General features: G+C 69.3%; 15 protein-coding genes. 7 read left to right on the plus strand and 8 right to left on the minus strand.

Annotated features, from left to right (window positions below):
• Nucleotides 1-7: 7 nt before the first annotated feature.
• The gene (locus AOP72_RS05100) at nucleotides 8-1,669 is read right to left on the minus strand and encodes a glycoside hydrolase family 13 protein (protein WP_062133298.1); all 1,662 of its coding nucleotides are present in this window, start codon (nucleotides 1,667-1,669) and stop codon (nucleotides 8-10) included.
• A gap of 157 nt (nucleotides 1,670-1,826) precedes the next feature.
• On the opposite strand from AOP72_RS05100, the gene AOP72_RS05105 reads away from it, so the two are divergent.
• Genes AOP72_RS05105 through AOP72_RS05115 form a run of 3 tightly spaced genes read left to right on the plus strand, consistent with a single transcriptional unit; the run spans nucleotide 1,827 to nucleotide 5,565 of the window.
• Nucleotides 1,827-4,436 carry a multicopper oxidase domain-containing protein gene (locus AOP72_RS05105; protein WP_062133301.1) on the plus strand — a complete coding sequence of 870 codons (2,610 nt, stop codon included), beginning with the start codon at nucleotides 1,827-1,829 and terminating at the stop codon, nucleotides 4,434-4,436.
• A 14-nt stretch (nucleotides 4,437-4,450) separates the two neighbouring features.
• Complete coding sequence (locus AOP72_RS05110; protein WP_062133303.1) at nucleotides 4,451-4,849, plus strand: DUF2249 domain-containing protein; 399 nt, start codon at nucleotides 4,451-4,453, stop codon at nucleotides 4,847-4,849.
• Nucleotides 4,813-5,565, plus strand: a complete 753-nt coding sequence (locus tag AOP72_RS05115; RefSeq protein WP_062133306.1) for a helix-turn-helix transcriptional regulator — start codon at nucleotides 4,813-4,815, stop codon at nucleotides 5,563-5,565. The genes AOP72_RS05110 and AOP72_RS05115 overlap by 37 nt, the downstream gene beginning before the upstream one ends.
• A 74-nt stretch (nucleotides 5,566-5,639) precedes the next feature.
• Here the strand turns inward: AOP72_RS05115 and glnA are convergent, their stop codons facing one another.
• Nucleotides 5,640-7,070: a type I glutamate--ammonia ligase gene (glnA, locus tag AOP72_RS05120; protein WP_062133308.1), complete on the minus strand. Its 1,431-nt coding sequence runs from the start codon at nucleotides 7,068-7,070 to the stop codon at nucleotides 5,640-5,642.
• 184 nt (nucleotides 7,071-7,254) lie between these two features.
• Here glnA and AOP72_RS05125 point away from each other — a divergent pair, with 184 nt between their 5' ends.
• Nucleotides 7,255-7,680: an RDD family protein gene (locus AOP72_RS05125; protein ID WP_238581611.1), complete on the plus strand. Its 426-nt coding sequence runs from the start codon at nucleotides 7,255-7,257 to the stop codon at nucleotides 7,678-7,680.
• Complete coding sequence (locus AOP72_RS05130) at nucleotides 7,673-8,326, plus strand: HAD-IA family hydrolase (protein WP_084631304.1); 654 nt, start codon at nucleotides 7,673-7,675, stop codon at nucleotides 8,324-8,326. The genes AOP72_RS05125 and AOP72_RS05130 overlap by 8 nt, the downstream gene beginning before the upstream one ends.
• Before the next feature lie 27 nt (nucleotides 8,327-8,353).
• Here the strand turns inward: AOP72_RS05130 and AOP72_RS05135 are convergent, their stop codons facing one another.
• The 3 genes from AOP72_RS05135 to lipB are packed head-to-tail and all read right to left on the minus strand — an operon-like array spanning nucleotide 8,354 to nucleotide 10,829.
• Entirely contained in the window at nucleotides 8,354-9,052 is a 699-nt protein-coding gene (locus tag AOP72_RS05135; RefSeq protein ID WP_062133313.1) for a DUF4191 domain-containing protein, read from the minus strand.
• A 59-nt stretch (nucleotides 9,053-9,111) separates the two neighbouring features.
• Nucleotides 9,112-10,131 carry a lipoyl synthase gene (gene lipA, locus AOP72_RS05140; protein WP_062133316.1) on the minus strand — a complete coding sequence of 340 codons (1,020 nt, stop codon included), beginning with the start codon at nucleotides 10,129-10,131 and terminating at the stop codon, nucleotides 9,112-9,114.
• On the minus strand, nucleotides 10,128-10,829 hold the full coding sequence (lipB, locus tag AOP72_RS05145; protein ID WP_062133318.1) for a lipoyl(octanoyl) transferase LipB: 702 nt from the start codon (nucleotides 10,827-10,829) through the stop codon (nucleotides 10,128-10,130). The genes lipA and lipB overlap by 4 nt, the downstream gene beginning before the upstream one ends.
• 62 nt (nucleotides 10,830-10,891) lie before the next feature.
• Between lipB and AOP72_RS05150 the strand changes: the two genes are divergently transcribed.
• On the plus strand, nucleotides 10,892-13,099 hold the full coding sequence (locus AOP72_RS05150) for an MMPL family transporter (RefSeq protein ID WP_062136880.1): 2,208 nt from the start codon (nucleotides 10,892-10,894) through the stop codon (nucleotides 13,097-13,099).
• Between the two features lie 84 nt (nucleotides 13,100-13,183).
• Nucleotides 13,184-14,485: a protein kinase domain-containing protein gene (locus AOP72_RS05155; RefSeq protein WP_084631305.1), complete on the plus strand. Its 1,302-nt coding sequence runs from the start codon at nucleotides 13,184-13,186 to the stop codon at nucleotides 14,483-14,485.
• Here the strand turns inward: AOP72_RS05155 and AOP72_RS05160 are convergent.
• Genes AOP72_RS05160 through lpdA form a run of 3 tightly spaced genes read right to left on the minus strand, consistent with a single transcriptional unit; the run spans nucleotide 14,436 to nucleotide 18,234 of the window.
• Nucleotides 14,436-15,359, minus strand: coding sequence for a TIGR01777 family oxidoreductase (locus AOP72_RS05160; protein WP_062133325.1), 924 nt, complete (start codon nucleotides 15,357-15,359; stop codon nucleotides 14,436-14,438). The two genes, AOP72_RS05155 and AOP72_RS05160, sit on opposite strands and share 50 nt — an antisense overlap.
• Before the next feature lie 8 nt (nucleotides 15,360-15,367).
• Nucleotides 15,368-16,828 carry a 2-oxoglutarate dehydrogenase, E2 component, dihydrolipoamide succinyltransferase gene (gene sucB / locus AOP72_RS05165; protein ID WP_062133328.1) on the minus strand — a complete coding sequence of 487 codons (1,461 nt, stop codon included), beginning with the start codon at nucleotides 16,826-16,828 and terminating at the stop codon, nucleotides 15,368-15,370.
• 20 nt (nucleotides 16,829-16,848) lie between these two features.
• Complete coding sequence (gene lpdA / locus AOP72_RS05170) at nucleotides 16,849-18,234, minus strand: dihydrolipoyl dehydrogenase (protein ID WP_062133331.1); 1,386 nt, start codon at nucleotides 18,232-18,234, stop codon at nucleotides 16,849-16,851.
• Between the last annotated feature and the right edge of the window lie 33 nt (nucleotides 18,235-18,267).

Here is an 18,267-nt window from a genome sequence, read left to right on the forward strand (position 1 = left end):
TGCCGCCTCAGCGCAGCATCCACACCGTGGTGTCCGCTGGAAGGGTACCGGTCGTCGGGCTCGAGGCAAGAATCTGCTCGCCGTCCGGCAGGTCGAAAGGCTCGCCCGCGATGTTCGCGTACACCGTGACGCCACCCACCCTGAAGCCCAGCACGCCGTCAGGGAGTTCCTCGATCCAGACCAGGTCGCCCTCGGCGAGGCGGTGCTCGCGGCGCAGGCGCAGGGCGTCTTGATAGAACGTGAGCGTCGATTCGGGGACGCCCTCCTGGACGTCACGGGCCAGGTGCGCCCACTCGGCCGGCTGCGGGAGCCACGACTGGCCGGACGGCGAGAACCCGTAGGCCGGCGCATCAGCCGTCCACGGAATGGGCACGCGGCACCCGTCGCGTCCGTAGCGTTCGCCCTCCGTGCGGTGCCATGTGGGGTCCTGCCTGGCCTCCCCCGGAATGTCGGTGACCTCCGGCAGCCCCAGCTCCTCGCCTTGGTAGAGATAGGCAGAGCCCGGGAGCGCCAGCATCAGCTGGGTGGCCGCTCGTCCTCTCCTCACGGCGGTGTCCGCGTCGGGGAGGCCGGGGGAGTCGGGGCCGATTCCCTGGCCCTGCGGATGCGGCACCGTGAGAGACAGCCTCGAGCTGTGGCGAATCACATCGTGGTTCGACAGCACCCAGGTCGCGGGGGCCTCGACGCCATGGAACGCCGTCAGCGACTCGTCGATGACATCGCGCAGCGCTGCGGCGTCCCATCCTGTGATGAGGTACGGGAAGTTGAATGCCTGATGCATCTCGTCGGGGCGCACCCAGTCCGCCATCCTGGTCAGAGGCTTGACCCACGCCTCGGCCGTGAGGATGCGATCGCCCGGGTACTCGTCGACGACTGCGCGCCAGCGCCGCCAGATCTCATGGACGCCGGTCTGCGCCCAGGCGGGGTGGTCCATCGCGGCTCCACCCATGGACGCGTCGACCTCCCCCTCCGGAAGGTAGTCGGGGAGACCGGGGACCTTCGCCAGCCCGTGTGCGACGTCCACGCGGAATCCATCCGCGCCGCGGTCGAGCCAGAACCTCAGGATGCGATCGAACTCGACGCGCACCTCCTCGTTCGTCCAGTCGAGGTCGGGCTGGGACGAGTCGAACAGGTGGAGATACCACTGGTCGGGCTCGCCGTCCTCACGGTGCACCCGAGTCCACGCGGGCCCGCCGAACATCGACTCCCAGTTGTTCGGCGGCTGCTCCCCGCCCTCTCCGGAGCCGTCGCGGAAGATGTAGCGCGCGCGCTCCGGGCTCCCCGGGGCTGATGCGACCGCGTGCTGGAACCATACGTGCTCGCTCGACGTGTGGTTGGGAACGATGTCGACGATCACCCGCAGTCCGAGGTCGTGGGCCCGCTCGCGCATCGTGTCGAAGTCCTCGAGGGTGCCGAAGACGGGGTCCACGTCGGTGAAGTCTGCGACGTCATAGCCAGCGTCGTGCTGCGGGGAGACATAGAACGGCGAGAGCCAGATCGCGTCCACACCGAGCGCCGCCAGCGAGTCGAGCCGTGACGTGATGCCGGCCAGATCGCCGATGCCGTCGCCGGATGCGTCGGCGAAGGATCGCGGGTAGATCTGGTAGATCACAGCCGTGCGCCACCACTCGGCGGCGGTCTGCTGATGGGCGCTGGCAACGTTGCTCATGGGGCTCTCCTCGAGGCGCGTACGGGTGCTTGCTCCCACGATACGGCGACTGCAAGCGTTTCCGGTCCGCGCGCTCCTGAGGACGTACGTCCTGGTCCAGCACGACTCTGAATTTCTACGCTGGTTTCGTGGAAAAGACTCCGGCACGAGCGTCGTCATGAGGGCCCGCTGGCACCTGCGCGTCCACGTGTTGGTGCTTGCCTGGCTCGTCGCCGCAGCGATCGCTGCCGGCGCTCACCGGGTCACGCCAGCGAGCGAGTGGCTCATGGTGCACCTGCTCATGCTGGGCGGCGTCACGGCGGCGATGCTGATCTGGAGCGCGCACTTCACGCAGGCACTGCGCCGCAGGCCGTTGCCGACAGGACGCCGGGGTGAAGCCGCCCGGCTTGCCGCGCACACGGGTGCGGCGGTGGCGGTGATCGTGGGCATCGCGCGGCCCGTGCCGTCGCTGGTGATCGCCGGCGCCGCCGTGCTCGGTGCCGTCGTGGTGTGGCACGGCGTCGAGATCGCGATGACCGCCCGTGGTGCGCTGTCCAACCGCTTGGGATGGAGCACCTGGGCCTACGTCGGAGCCGCCGCCGCCCTCGCCATCGGCGTCGTCTACGGCGTGCTGCTGTCCCGCGGCGGCGCGTCGATCGACGGGGCCGCGCGCTTGTACGTGTCTCATGTGTCGCTCATGATCCTCGGGTGGGTCGCGCTCACGGTCGTGGCCACGCTCATCACGCTGTGGCCGACGGTCCTCGCGGTGCGCATGCCGGAGACCGGGGTGCGCGACGGCCGAGTCGGCTTGAGCGTGATGAGCGCGGGTCTGGCGACGACCGTCGCCATGGTGGCCGTGGGGTCGCGGGCGGCCACCTCCATGGCCGTGGCGGTCGTCGCCGTCGGCATGCTCATCGCGGCGCGTGCGATGGTCGCCGCAGGACGTGCGCGAGTCCCCGTCACCGTGGCGGCATGGCACCTGGCATGTGCGGTGCTCTGGATGGTCGGCGCGACCGTGACCTGGGCCGCAGCGATCGCGCTCGCCTCCAGCTGGGACGATGCGCGCGCACGCCTGGGCGGGGTGCTGGCGGCATTCGTGGTCGGTGGCGCGGCGCAGGTGCTGCTCGGCGCGCTCTCGCACCTCATCCCGATGGTGATCGGGGGAGGGCCGCATGCCGTGCGTCGGTCGCGGGCCGCAGTGGAGCGGCACGCTGTCGCGCGCCTGGTCCTCATCAACGGAGGCGTCGCCCTGTGGGTGCTGCCCACTCCCAGCCTCGTGCGCGTCGGCGGCTCCGTGCTGGCCCTGGCGTCGGCGGTGTGGACGCTGGCGGCGATCATCGCCGCGGTCAGGACGTCCTATGTTGCGCGGCATGAGCCTGAGGCCCAGCACGCGGTGGTGGTCTCCGCCTCAGCGCTGTCCGAACGCCCCCGCCTGCCTGGCAAGTCATCGGCCGTGGCGGCCGCGGTCGCCCTGGTCCTGACGACGGCAGCCGGAGTCGCTGCCGACCCCGGCGCAGCGGGCATCGGTGCGGCCGCGAGCGCGGACGTCGATCCGACCGGGCGCACCGTCGAGGTCGAGGTGGAAGCGTCCCAGATGCGGTTCACGCCCGGCGACGTCGTGGTCGATGCCGGGGACCGGCTGGTGATCCACGTCACCAACACGGATGAGACCGCGCACGATCTGGTGCTCGACAGCGGTGACCGCACGGAGACGATTCCACCGGGGGAGCGCGCGCTCCTGGACGTAGGGATCGTGGGCCGCGACATCTCCGGATGGTGCTCTCTCGCGGGCCACCGGCAGATGGGGATGGTGCTGGAGATCGACGTCGAGGGTGCACCACCAGCACACGAGTCCGCCGCCGCTGAGGACCGTGCCGCCGACGACGCGGCAGGCGCAGCGGCGCGGATCGACTTGCAGGCGACGTCGACGGTCGCGCCGCACCCGGCCACGCTCGAACCCGCTCCGGAGGGCACCGTCCACCGCGTCACCCTGGAGGTCGAGGACGCGGTGACCGAGGTCGCACCCGGGGTCACGCAGCGGCTGTGGACCTTCGGAGGGTCCGCGCCGGCGCCGACGCTCCGAGGAAGCGTGGGCGACACCTTCGAGATCACGCTCGTGAACAACGGAGACATGGGCCACTCGATCGACTTCCACGCGAGCGCGATCGCCCCCGACGCGGTGATGCGAACCATCGAGCCGGGTGAATCTCTCACCTACACGTTCGTGGCGGAGCGCGCCGGGGCATGGATGTATCACTGCTCGACCGCCCCGATGTCGCTGCACATCGCCAATGGCATGGCAGGGGCCGTCATCATCGATCCGCCCGGGCTGGCGCCCGTGGATCGTGAGTACGTGGTGGTGCAGTCCGAGCTCTACCTCGGGGAGCAGGGTGGCATCGCCGATGCGGCGAAGATCGCGGACGAAGACCCGGACCTGGTGGTGTTCAACGGCCACGCTACGCAGTATCGCGATCAGCCGCTGACCGCCGCCCCCGGCGAACGCGTGCGCGTGTGGGTGGTCGACGCGGGCCCCTCGCGCGCAAGCTCCTTCCACGTGGTGGGCACGCAGTTCGACACCGTCTTCAGCGAGGGCGCCTACGCCTTGGGCGGACCTGGCGATTCCGACGGGGTCGGCGGCGCTCAGTCGCTCGCGCTGCAGCCAGGGCAGGGCGGGTTCGTCGAGCTGACGTTCCCGGAGCCCGGCCACTACCCGTTCGTCTCTCACATCATGGTCGACGCCGAACGCGGCGCGGCCGGTGTGTTCGACGTCCACGACGACCACCCATGAACAGGAGACACCACATGAACCAGGACACGGCCCCGACCACGGAGTCCACTGAGCCCGCTGACCGCTGCGCGTGCGGAGGCGGCGGCTGCGGTGCCGCGCAGGCGGCACCCGCCGTCGACCGCGGCGAACGCACCGAGCTGTCGACAGCCGCCGCAAGCCCGGTCCGCGCATCGGCCGCCGAGCCGGGGGACATCGATGTGCGAGCCATCCCTCGCGAGCACCGTCACGCGCGAGTCATCGGCCAGGTGACGTCGCTCGTGCCGGGCGAGGCCATGGTGATCGCGGCGCCCCACGCTCCCGAGCGGCTGCTGGCGGAGATCGATGCAGAGGTCCCCGGAGACTTCTCCTTCGAGTACCTCCAGCGCGGCCCCGAGGTGTGGCGCGTGTCGATCTCACGGCTCACCTGCTGCTGATGTCTCCCGCGGATCGAGAGACGCACGCGGACTCGCGCCAGCGAGTGCTGCGCGCGCTGTGCCGCGTGGCCGCACCGGTTCCGCTCGCGGACGTGGCGGCCGCCGTCGGACTGCACGCCAACACCGTCCGCGAACACCTCGAGGCGCTCGTGGAGGACGGCCGCGTGACCACGTGGCACGAGCACACGGGGGCGCGCGGGCGTCCGCGCGCGCTGTATCGCGTCACGCCCGCAGGGCTGCTTGCGCACGACCCCGGGGTCGACGCGCTGCGTCTCGCAGGCATCATTCTCGAGGCGTTTGGCCAGGACGAGTCGAAGGCACGCGCCACGGCCTTCGCGGCCGGTGCCCGGTGGGGAGAGGAGCTCGCTGCGTCGTTGGCAGGCGTCGATGCTCCGATCGACCGGCTCGTGACGGCGCTCGGGGCGGTGGGGGCGGAACTCTCCATCAGCGCTGCGCCGTCCGCCAGTGCAGGTGCCCCGGGAGGCGTGGGCTGCGTCCATGTCGCCCGGTGTCCCTTCCGGGACCTGGCGGCGGTGCGTCCCGATGTGGTGTGCGGGATCCACGCGGCGGCGATCGAGCGCATCGCGAACCGGCCGGGGCAGGAGGACGTCCTCGTGACCGTCCGCCGTGCCACTGGGCGCGAGGGAGGCGCGTGCATGGTGGAGCTGGAAGGAGCGGCTGACGCGCCCGCTCCGCCGAGCCCGCATCGGCCCTAGTCAGGTCCCGGGAAAGCGAAAGCGGGGCCGGCCCGTGAAGGCCGACCCCGCTCGTCGCGTGACGCGACTACTGCTTAGCAGTCGTAGTACAGCTCGAACTCGTGCGGGTGGGGACGGAAGCGCAGCGGGTCGATCTCGTTGGTGCGCTTGAAGTCGATCCACTCCTCGATGAGGTCCTCGGTGAACACGCCGCCCTCGAGCAGGTAGTCGTGGTCGGCCTCGAGGGTGTCGAGCACCGCGGGAAGCGAGTCGGGAACCTGGGCGATCTGCGCGTGCTCCTCGGGCGGGAGCTCGTAGAGGTCCTTGTCGATGGGCGCCGGCGGCTCGATCTTGTTCTTGATGCCGTCGAGGCCGGCCATGAGCAGCGCGGAGAAGGCGAGGTACGGGTTTCCGGACGAGTCAGGGGCGCGGAACTCGATGCGCTTGGCCTTGGGGTTCGTTCCGGTGATCGGGATGCGCACTGCGGCCGAGCGGTTGCGGGCCGAGTACACCAGGTTGACCGGCGCCTCGTAGCCCGGCACCAGGCGGTGGTAGGAGTTCACCGTGGGGTTGGTGAACGCCAGCAGCGACGGCGCGTGCTTCAGGATGCCGCCGATGTACCAGCGCGCGATGTCCGAGAGACCGCCGTAGCCTGCCTCGTCGTAGAACAGCGGCTCGCCGTCCTTCCACACGGACTGGTGCACGTGCATGCCGGAGCCGTTGTCGCCGAACAGGGGCTTCGGCATGAACGTGGCGGTCTTGCCGTTGCGCCATGCGACGTTCTTGACGACGTACTTGAACTTCATCAGGTCGTCGGCGGCGTGCAGCAGCGTGTTGAAGCGGTAGTTGACCTCCTGCTGACCGGCGGTGCCCACCTCGTGGTGCGCGCGCTCGAGCTCGAGGCCCACTTCGCCGAGCACGGTGCACATCTCGTCGCGAAGGTCGCCCATCTGGTCGCCGGGCGACACGGGGAAGTAGCCGCCCTTGAAGCGCGTCTTGTAGCCGAGGTTGGGCGAGCCGTCGAGCTCGGTCTCCTTGCCGGTGTTCCACCAGCCCTCGGAGGACTCGATGTGGTAGTAACCCTCGTGCTGGTTGGTGTCGAAGCGCACGGAGTCGAAGATGAAGAACTCGGCCTCGGGGGCGAAGAACGCCGTGTCGCCGATGCCGGTGGACTTCAGGTACTCCTGCGCCTTCATCGCGACGTTGCGCGGGTCGCGGGAGTAGGGCTCGTCCGTGAACGGGTCGACGACCGAGAAGTTGATGACCAGGGTCTTGGCCTTGCGGAAGGGATCCACATAGGCGGTCTGGAGGTCAGCGATCAGCTTCATGTCGGACTCGTTGATGGCCTGGAAACCGCGGATCGACGAGCCATCGAAGGCGGCACCGTCCTCCAGCACCGTCTCGAACTGGGACGCGGGAACATTGACGTGCTGCATCGCGCCAGGAAGGTCGCAGAAGCGAATGTCGATGTACTCGACGGCCTCATCCTTCACATACGCGATCGCCTCTTCGGCAGTCTTGAACATCCGTTTGCTCCTTGCAATGTCAGGTGTGCTCGGGCTAGCAAGCCCACCCTAGGGGCAGGCCGTTTCCCCCAGATTCGTGTGATGTTACGAGAGTGTTACGCGATCTCTGGGAGAGCGCGTCTCAGCGGCAGCGCTGGGACGGCGACGTCATCGACCCTAGTCCACGCGCCGATACGATGGAACGGTGACCCACCCGATGCCCGAGACTTCACGCGCGTACCCGGGCCTGCGGCTCGTGGGAGTCGCCGTCGACTGGGTGCTGTGCCTGCTGATCTCCTCCGCCTTCTTTCCGGCCGGAGACACGTCGGCCCTGACCGCCGTCGAACGCGTCCTGCTGGCGGGCGATCCCATGGCGACGCTGGTGATCTGGATGGTGCAGCACCTCGTGCTCGTCGCCACGCTTGGCACCACCGTGGGGCACCGCCTCGTGGGGCTGCGGGTGACGAGGGAGGACGGCGCGCCGTTCGTCGGCGTCCTCCGCGCGTTGGCCAGGACGGTGCTGCTGGCCCTGGTGATCCCCGCCGTGGTGTGGGGTCCGGACGGCCGCGGACTGCACGACCGCGCCGCAGGCACCCTGATCGTGCGCACCAGAGGAGCCGTCAATGCCTGAGCTGACCGTGTCCGCCGTGCTGTGCGACATGGATGGCACCCTCGTCGACTCCAACGCGCTGGTCGACGTGATGTGGAACGAGTTCGCCGGCGCCCACGGCTTGGACGGCGTCGAGGTGCGGGCCTTCGCCCACGGACGCCCGAGCCGCGCGACCGTGGCGCGCTATCTCACCGACGACGCGGAGATCCGCGAGTGGCTGGATCGCATCCACACGATGGAGACGAGCAGGTTCGACGGGGTGGTGGAGATTCCCGGCGCAGCGGCGTTCGTCGAGGCGCTCCCTGACGGACGCTGGGCGCTCGTGACCTCTGCGCTCGCCGGGCCCGCCAGGGGCAGACTCTCGGCCGTCGGCATCGATCTGCCGGAGATTCTCATCGGTGCTGATGACGTCGAGCACGGCAAGCCGGACCCCGAGGGATTCGCGCGAGCCGCAGACCTGCTCGGCGTGGAGCCGGGCGAGTGCGTGGTGTTCGAGGACACCGATGCGGGGATTCGGGCGGGCCAGGCGGCCGGATGCGCGGTCGTCGTGGTGGGGGACAACCGCTCCTCCGTCACCGAGGGCCTGCTGCGGGCCGACGACATGACCCAGGTGGGTGTGCGAATCGACGGCGACCGCATCGTCCTGACGCTGCCCGAGCCTGACTGATCTGCGCCCGGCCGATGCTCGTGTGGCTCAGCGCCCGCGCATCGCCTTGCGGTCGGGGCGGGCACGCATGGGGTCGACGCCCTTCGGCACGGGCAGCTTCTGACCACCGATGGCGCGCAGTCGCGCACTGACCTGCTCGCGCTGGTCCTTGGTGAGCGCCTTCTTGTGCTTGCGGATCGCCTTGGTGAGGTTCTTGAGCGAGACCTGGCCCTCGCCAGCGCCGATGGAGATCACATGGACAGGCACGCCGGGCACCAGCTTGTTGATGCGCCGCTTGACTGCTGTCACCTGCTTGTTGGCGGCATTGCCTCCCTCGGCGAGCAGCACCACGCCGCCCTTGCCGATGCCCTGGAACACGAGGGACTTGCCGCGCGGGTCGATCGACACCGGGTCGTCTTCGAACTTCCACCCCCGGCGAATGGACTGCGCGATCGAGATCGACGCGCCCATCTGGCCCTCCATGCGCTGGAAGGCATTCTTCTCGAAACGGCGGGTCAGCGTGTACATGGCGGCGAGCGCGGCCGCGAGGACGCCGAAGAGGACCGAGTACACCAGCACGATGGTCGAGTCGGAGACGAGCAGCGCCACGAGCACCGACAGGCCGATCACCGCCACCGGGATGAGGATCATCAGCGGCAGCAGCCACTTGTCGTCGGGCGCTGTCGCCTTATACGCCTGCGCGACGAGCTTGTACCAGCGGGGCTTCTTCTGCGGTTCCTTAGCCATGATGCGGCACAGTCTAGTCGCTCAGCGGCGTGCGGCCGATGCGCTCACGGGATGGCGGGTCAGCAGGCTGGTGCGGCGGAGCGGTTCAGGAGGAACGATGCCTCCTGGCGGGCCTCCATGGGCTCACCGAGGTGCGCCAGCTCCTCCGGAATCGGACGGCCCTTGCTCTTCATGGCCTGGCCCCACAGGCGTCCGGCACGGTAGGAGGAACGCACGAGCGGCCCTGACATGACACCGAGGAATCCCATCTCCTCCGCAGCATCAGAGAGCTCGACGAACTCCTCGGGCTTGACCCACCGCTCCACCGGGTGGTGGCGCGGGCTCGGGCGCAGGTACTGGGTGATCGTGATGAGGTCGCAGCCCGCGTCGTGCAGGTCCTGGAGGGCCTGCACCGCCTCGTCGAACGTCTCTCCCATGCCGAGGATGATGTTGGACTTGGTCACGAGCCCATCGCGCTGGGCCTCCGAGATCACGTGCAGCGAACGCTCGTACGTGAACGCGGGCCGGATCCGCTTGAAGATGCGCGGGACGGTCTCGACGTTGTGCGCGAGCACCTCTGGGCGTGAGGAGAACACCTCGGCCAACTGGTCGGGCACCGCGTTGAAGTCGGGAATCAGCAGCTCCACGCCGGTGCCGAGCCCCAGCTCGTGGATCTTGCGGACCGTCTCCGCGTAGAGCCATGCGCCGCCGTCGGCGAGGTCATCGCGGGCGACACCGGTGATGGTCGAGTACTTGAGCCCCATCTCCTTCACGGAGTTCGCAACCTTGGTGGGCTCCATACGGTCCAGGGGAGAGGGCTTGCCGGTGTCGATCTGGCAGAAGTCGCATCGCCGCGTGCACTGAGCGCCGCCGATGAGGAACGTCGCCTCGCGGTCCTCCCAGCATTCGAAGATGTTGGGGCAGCCGGCCTCCTCGCACACCGTGTGCAGCCCACCCGATCGGACCAGGGTCTTGAGCTCCGAATACTCGGGGCCCATCGTGGCCTTGGTGCGGATCCACTCAGGCTTGCGCTCGATCGGGGTCTCGGCGTTGCGGGCCTCGACGCGCAGCATGCGGCGGCCCTCTGGTGCGATGGTCACACGGTCTCCTTGGGGTGCTCGGCGACGGCAGCGGCGGCGCCTGTAGGCGTCGCCGTCTCCCAGCGTACGTCTGTCAGTGCGGTTTCTAGGAATCCAAGCGCGGCGGGCAGGACGTCGCCGATGCCCACGTCGCGCCCGAGTTCCTGGGACAGCGAGGTGACGTCGGCGTCATCGATGCCGCACGGGACGATGCGGTCGAACTCGCCGAGCGCCGGGTCGCAGTTGAATGCGAAGCCGTGCATGGTGACTCCCTTGGCGACGCGCACGCCGATCGCACAGATCTTCCGCTCGCGCCGGGTGTCCGTCGCCGGCAGCCACACTCCGGAACGGTCGTCCACCCGTGTGGCGTCGAGGCCATACGACGCGCTGAGGTCGATGAAGGCCTGTTCGAGCGCCCGGACGTACTTCACGACATCGACGGGCTCGCGCAGACGGATGATCGGGTAGCCGACCAGCTGGCCGGGACCGTGCCACGTGATCCTGCCACCACGGTCGACGTCCACGACGGGGGTGCCATCGACGGGCCGGTCCCACCGGGCGGTGCGCTTTCCCGCGGTGTACACGCTCTCGTGCTCGACCAGGACGACCGTGTCCTCACGGTCGCCGGCGACCCGCTCCGCGTGGAGGCGGCGCTGCAGGTCCCATGCCTCCTGGTACGGCACGAGCCGCGCGCCGACATCGAGGGTGAGCGTCTCCATAGAGTCCAGGCTAAACCCCCGGGAATGCAGTGATCGCCGCAGCGTTGAGGCACGATATGAACATGTCTTCACGCGCCTGGATTCGGCCCCTCGTCATCGTCCTCGTCATTGCAGGGTGGCTCGCCGTCGGCGGCGTCGGGGGCCAGACCTTCGGCAAGCTGTCGGAGGTACAGGAGAACGACTCAGCGGCATTCCTGCCTTCGTCGGCCGAGTCGACGCGAGCCGCAGAGCTGCAGGCAGAATTCTCACCGGCCGATGCGGTTCCCGGGATCTTCGTCGTCGACGGGATCACGGGCCCGGAGGACATCGCTTTCGTCGAGCAGTTCGTCGCCACCGTCGTCGACAACCCCATCGAGGGAGGCGAGGCGGGCCGCACCGTCGGCGAGGTGCTTTCGCCACCGGCAAGCGAACAGATGCCGCAGGTGGTGCCGTCAGAGGACGGTGAAGCGGTGCTCGTGTCGTTCTCAGTCTCGGGCGACGTCGCAGAGGAGAGCGCAGGCGAAGGAACGGTCGGCGAGCTTGTCGCCGAGACCATTCGGATGACGTGGGAGGGGAGCGAGAGTGGAAGCGACCTGAACGGTCACTTGACCGGCGGGCTCGGGATCCTCGCGGACCTGCTCGAGGCCTTTGCGGGCATCGACGGGATCTTGCTCGTGGTCGCGCTCGTCGTGGTGCTCGTCATCTTGCTGGTCGTCTACCGCAGCCCCGTGCTGCCCCTGCTGGTGCTGTCGACGGCCATGATCGCGCTCACCGGCGCGATCCTGGGCGTCTACGCGCTGGCGGACTCGGGGGTCATCACCCTCAACGGTCAGGCGCAAGGAATCATGTTCATCCTCGTCGTCGGCGCGACCACCGACTACGCGCTGTTGCTGGTTGCCCGCTACCGCGAGGAGCTGGTCCGCAACGAGTCCACCTACACGGCGCTGTGGAAGGCGTGGCGACGGTCTCTCGAGCCCATCGCCGCGTCCGCCGGCACCGTCATCCTCGGACTGCTGGTGCTGCTGCTGAGTGACCTCAAGTCCAACGCCGCGCTCGGTCCGGCAGGCGCCATCGGCATCGCCGCGGCGCTGCTCGCGGCCCTGACGCTGCTTCCCGCGCTCCTGCTCATCGGCGGCCGTCGCGCACGCGGCGTGTTCTGGCCGGCTCTGCCGCGCTATCAGGCGAGCGAACAAGGGCACGGCTCCGACCCGTCGATGGGCTCCGGCTTCTGGCCGCGGGTGGCGCGTGCCGTCGACTCGCGCCCACGCCGCACGTGGATTCTTGCCGCGGGCGGGCTGCTGATCTTCGCCGCCTTCTTGCCCACCTTCAAGGCGCAGGGACTCGGCGCGCAGGATGTGTTCACCACCCGCACCGACTCGGTTCAGGGAACCGAAGTGCTCGAGGATCACTTCGACGCCGGTGCGTCATCGCCCATCCGTATCTTCGTGCCCGTGGATCAGGCCGATGACGCGGTTGAGGCCGCCACTGACGTCGAGGGCGTGGAGAGCGCATACGTGCTCACCCCCTCCGTCGCAGAGGGAGCGCCTCCCGGTGCCGTGCCCGGCGAGGCTCCGATCGAGATCGACGGTCGCGTCTCGGTGGTCGCGATCACGCAGGTGTCGTCGAGTTCTTCAGAGGCGGCCGACATCGTTGAGGGCGTGCGCGACGCCGTTCATCCCTTGGCCGACGATGTCCTCGTGGGCGGTCAGGCGGCTGAGCAGCTCGACACGCGCGTGACCACGCAGCGCGACACGCTGATCATCATCCCCACCATCCTTGCGGTCATCTTCGTCGTGCTGGTGATGCTGCTCCGCTCCGTGCTGGCGCCGCTGCTCATCGTGCTCGCCAACGTCCTGTCCTACGGCGCGACGCTCGGGCTCTCGGCGATCCTGTTCAACCACGTGTTCGGCTTTGCCGGCTCGGACCCCGCCGTCCCGCTCCTGGGGTTCGTGTTCCTCGTGGCGCTCGGCGTCGACTACTCGATCTTCCTGATGTCGAGAGCGCGCGAGGAGTCGCTGGCGCACGGCACCCGCGACGGAGTCAGGAGAGCCCTCGCGGTGACGGGCGGCGTCATCACGTCTGCAGGCATCGTGCTGGCGGCGACGTTCGCTGCGCTCGGCGTGATCCCGCTGATCTTCCTCGCGCAGATCGCCGTGATCGTCGGCCTCGGCGTGCTGATCGACACGTTCGTCGTGCGCTCCCTGCTGGTCCCTGGTCTGGTCTCCGACATCGGGCGGCCGGTGTGGTGGCCGTGGGCGCGTCGCATTCCGAGTGACGACTCCCTGAGCTGATGGCGGTCGCCGGGCTCACGGCGAGTCCCGCACCGACGCTGTGGATAACCCCCGTGCCCGTGGCCGGGACGTCACAGTGGAGGCATGTCCAGTGATCGAGGAGCCGATGCACGAGTACTGACGCGTTCCGTCGGCATGGGGCCAGAGGTGCTGGCGAGTGTCTCCGAGCGCGTCCGAGCGCTCAGAGAGGTGGAGCATCCCGGGGTGCTGGTCCCGCTCGGGGTGGGCGTTGCGGAAGGCGACCAGGTGGTCGTGACGCTGCCGTGGATCGACGGCGTCGACCTCGCCGAGCTCGAGACCAGGCGCGGCCCCCTGGCCGCGGGGGAGTGCGTGTGGCTGGGAGTCCGGGTCGCGGCGGCGCTCGACGCGCTCCACGCGCGCGGGATCGCCCACGGTGACGTCGCACCCGCCAACATCGTGATCGCCGACGGCGAGGTCATCATCGTCGACACCGTCGGCGGGTGTCTCGACGATGAGCGGGGCACCGTGGGGTTCCGCGCGCCGGAGCGCCGCTCGGGACCGTCGCTCACGGCCGATGCGTACTCGCTTGGGGCTCTCCTGCGGTGGTGCGTGGCAGCGCACGACAGTGTGGCAGTGGAGGCCTGGACGGCACCCCTCCTCGCGCACGACCCCGACTCTCGACCTCCGGTGGCGGTGGCGGCACAGGCCCTTGCCTCGTGCGCCCCGCAGCGGCCAGTGGCCGTGCCGTCCCGGACGGAGGTGGTGGGCGCGGTCCGGGCGAGGGCGAGCGCGAGCACCGAGCGGATCGCCGCGGGACGCGCGTGGCGCATGCGCCGCGTGGCCAGCCGGATCGCTGTGGGGATGGCGGTCTCAGCAGCAGCCGTGGCCGGGGTCGTCGCCGTGCCCCGCGTGGTGGACGCCGCGATGCCGTCGATCCCCAAGCCGCCCGGAGTCGAGCGCACCGGGACGCCGCAGTTGGCCCACTCGCACACACCCGACGCCGGAGACTCGGCGGCGCCTGCGACAGCGCCCTCAAGCTCCGCCGGTCGCGTGCCGCGCGATTCTCCTGGTGAGGCCGCACTCGCCCTGACCGCCCAGCGCATGGACGCCCTGGCGGCGGGTGACGGGGCGGCGCTGCTCGCCACCATCGCCGACGGGCCGCTGACTGCGCAGACGCGGGCGTTGGCGCGTGCGCTCGACTCTGGAGACACTCGCTACGACGGGCTGGAATACGACCTCGGCGAGGTGGAGGTCGCGTCGCAGTCGGGAGACGGCGCGACGGTCACGGTCAGTTATGAGGTCGCTGCACACCGGATCGTGACGCCGGATGGCGCTGCCGAGGCGGCGGCGTACGTGCAGAGCGTGGAATTGGAACTCAGGTGGGACGGGCGCTGGTCGGTGGTGCGTGCCCGGCCTCAGCCATGACCCACTGCGCCGCGCCCGTGATCTCCGGGTGACGCCACGAGAAGTCGAGTCTCTTGAGCACCCCGGGGGAGGCGAGCTGGCTCGACAGCAGGTCCTCGATCGCACGGCCGATGGCAATCTTCAGCGCCCAGCCCGGGACGGGCAGCCCAGGAGTACGCCCCGCCGCCTCCGACATCGCGCGGATGAGTTCACGGTCGCGCACCGCGATCGGTGCGATCACGTTGGCGGGGCCATGGTGATCGGAATCGATGAGGAACCGCAGGGCTCTGATGTGGTCATCGAGGGAGATCCACGAGTGCCACGCGGTGCCCTTGCCGAGCGAGCGCAGCAATCCGCGGGTGACGAGCGGCATCAACCGTTCCGCGAACCCTCCGTGCGGAGCGAGCACGAGTCCGGTGCGCGCGAACACGGTGCGGATCCCGGCGTCCACCGCCGGCTGTGCGGCGGCCTCCCACTGGCGCACGATGGACGCCAGCAGTGTGTCTCCCGGTCCGGAACGCTCCGTGAGGTGGTCCTCTCCACGATCCCCGTAGTACCCCATTGCAGAGCCTTGCAGCAGCAACCCGGTGAACCCGGAGTCGACGAGCGCACGCACGATCGTTCCGGTGGAGTCGAGCCGAGACTGCAGGACGAGATTGGCGTGGGAGTCGGTGAGGCGCTTCGCGCCGATCGACGCCCCCGCGAGGTTCACGACCACGTCCGCAGACGCGAGCACCTCACGATCGACGTCGCCGGAAGCGGGCTCCCACGACGACTCGTCCGGATCGCGCGCCTCACGGCGCACCAGCGAGACCACATCGTGGTCGTCACGACGCAGAGAATCCTTGAGCGCCGTCCCGATCAGGCCCGATGACCCCGCAATGACGACCCTCATGAGGTGCCCTAGAGCCCGAGGTCAGCCTCGAACGCGCCGGCCTCGATACGCTTCTTCACGCTCTGCAGGAACCGAGCCGCATCCGCGCCGTCGACCAGTCGGTGGTCGTAGCTGAGGGGCAGGTAGCACATGGGGCGGATCGAGATGACGTCTTCGCCGTCCGGACCCTTGACGACCGCGGCGCGCTTGACGATCGCGCACGTCGCCAGAATGCCGGCCTGAGGCGCGGGCACCACGGGCGTGTCGAACAGGGTGCCCACGGAGCCAGTGTTGGTCACCGAGAAGGTTCCGCCCGAGATCTCGTCGGCCTTGAGCCCGCCGGAGCGCGCACGCTCCGCCAGGTCCGCGATGGCCTGGGCCTGCTCGGGAAGCGACTTGGCGTCCGCCTCCCGCATCGTCGGCAGCATCAGGCCCTTCTCGGTGTCCACCGCGATCGACAGGTTGACGGCCGGGTGATACACGATCGACTTGCCGTCCTCGCTGACCGAGGCATTGATGTTCGCGTACTCCGCGAGTGCCTCGGACACTGCCTTGGTGAAGAAGGGCAGGAACGACAGCTTGACGCCGTGCTTCTCGTAGAAGGCGTCCTTCGAGGACGCGCGAAGTGCCCAGATCTTGGAGCAGTCGACCTCGATGACGGAGGTCAGCTGCGCCATGCCGTGCAGCGACTCCATCATCTTGTCGGCGGTGACCTTGCGGATGCGGGACATCTTGATGGTCTGTCCACGGAGCTCGGACTCGACGGGAGCCGCCGCCTGTGCCGGGGCAGAAGCGGCGGCGGGGGTCGCCGACTGGGCGGGAGTCGCTGCCTTCGCGGACTCCGCGGCGCTGATGATGTCTTCCTTGCGGATGCGACCGCCCACACCAGTGCCGGAGACCTGGGACAGGTCGACCCCGCGCTCCTTGGCGAGCTTGCGGACGATGGGCGTGACGTAGCCAGAGCCCGACGAATCGCCAGGCGCCGATGCGGCCGCCGGGGCGGCCGTCGTGGCGGGGGCCTTCTCCTGATCCGCGGTGGCGGCAGCCTCGGCGGCAGGGCTCGACGCCGGCTCCGCCTGAGCGGGCTCGGCGGCGGAAGCGGTCGTCTCCGGTGCGGGAGCGGACTCCTGCGCCGGTGCGGACTGCTCTGCCGGTGCCGACGCGGCTGCCGGGGCGGACGGCTCGGCAGCCGCGGAGGCCGCTGCGGGTGCCGACTGCTCTGCGGGTGCGGACGGTGCTGCGGGCGCGGCGTCGGCGTCGCCGATGCGGGCCAGGACGGCGCCCACCTCCACGGTGTCGTCCTCCTCGACGAGGATCTCGTTCAGGGTGCCGGCAAAGGGCGAGGGGATCTCGGTGTCGACCTTGTCGGTGGAGACCTCCAGCAGGGGCTCGTCGACCTCGACGGAGTCGCCGACGGACTTGAGCCAGCGTGTGACGGTGCCCTCAGTGACGGATTCGCCCAGGGCCGGAAGAGTGACGTCGTTGCTCATGATGAAGATTGTCTCCGTAATCAGTCGTGGGCGTGGAGGGGCTTGCCGGCCAGGGCCAAGTGCGCTTCGCCCATCGCCTCATTCTGCGTCGGGTGCGCGTGGATGAGAGGTGCCACGTCTTCGGGGTGTGCCTCCCAGCTCACGATGAGCTGAGCCTCGCCGATCTGCTCGCCCACGCGTGAGCCCAGCATGTGGACTCCGACGACCGGGCCGTTCTTGACCCGGACCAGCTTGATGAAGCCCTGGGTGCCGAGGATCTGGCTCTTGCCGTTGCCACCCAGGTTGTACTCGAGAGCCTCGACCGCATCGTCGCCGTGGATCTCGCGCGCCTTGGATTCGGTCAGCCCTACGGACGCGACTTCGGGCTCGCAGTACGTCACGCGCGGGATGTTGGCCTCGACGATCGGCTGGGGGCTGAGCCCCGCGATCGTCTCTGCGACGAAGATGCCCTGCTGGAAGCCGCGGTGCGCGAGCTGCAGCCCGGGAACGATGTCGCCGACGGCGTAGATGTTCGCCACGCCGGTGTGCAGCCTCTCGTCGGTGAGCACGAACCCGCGGTCCATGCGCACTCCCTGCTCCTCGTAGCCCAGGCCGGAGGTGCGCGGTCCACGGCCCACGGACACGAGGAGCACGTCCGCCTCGAGAACGGTGCCATCCTCGAGGGAGACCTTCACACCCGAGTCAGTCTGCTCGACGCCCTGGAACTTGACGCCCAGCTTGTAGTCGATCTTGCGGCGCCGGAAGGCGCGCTCGAGTCCCTTCGAGAGCACCTCGTCCTCGTTGGGCACGAGGTGGGGGAGCGCCTCGACGATGGTGACGTCCGCCCCGAACGACTTCCACACGGAGGCGAACTCCACACCGATGACGCCGCCGCCGAGCACGATGGCGGAGCTTGGAACGGTGTCCATCTGGAGCGCCTGATCCGAGGTCATGACGCGACCCGTGATCTCGAGACCGGGCAGTGAGCGGGCATACGATCCGGTCGCGAGCACGATGTTCTTGGCGGTGTAGCGCTCGCCACGCACCTCGATGGCGTCGGGGCCCACGAGCGTGCCGTGGCCCTCGATGAGCTCGACCTTGCGGGCTTTCACCAGGCCCTGGAGTCCCTTGTAGAGCCTGTCGACGACGCCCTGCTTGTACTCGTTGACGACGGCCATGTCGATGGAGTCGAGGGTGGCGTTCACGCCGTACTTCGCGCCGTCGCGCGCGTTGTCAGCGACCTCGGCCGCGTGCAGCAGCGCCTTGGTGGGGACACAGCCGTTGTGGAGGCACGTGCCCCCGACCTTCGATTCCTCGACCAGCCCGACCGTGAGGCCGAGCTGGGAGGCGCGGAACGCGGCGGCATAGCCGCCGGAGCCTCCGCCAAGGATGAGCAGGTCGAACGAGCGTGGGGTGGACTCGGGCACGATGAGTTCTCCTTGTGGGAAAGTCGGTCACAC

This window comes from Demequina aestuarii (genome assembly GCF_000975095.1).
GTDB lineage: Bacteria > Actinomycetota > Actinomycetes > Actinomycetales > Demequinaceae > Demequina > Demequina aestuarii.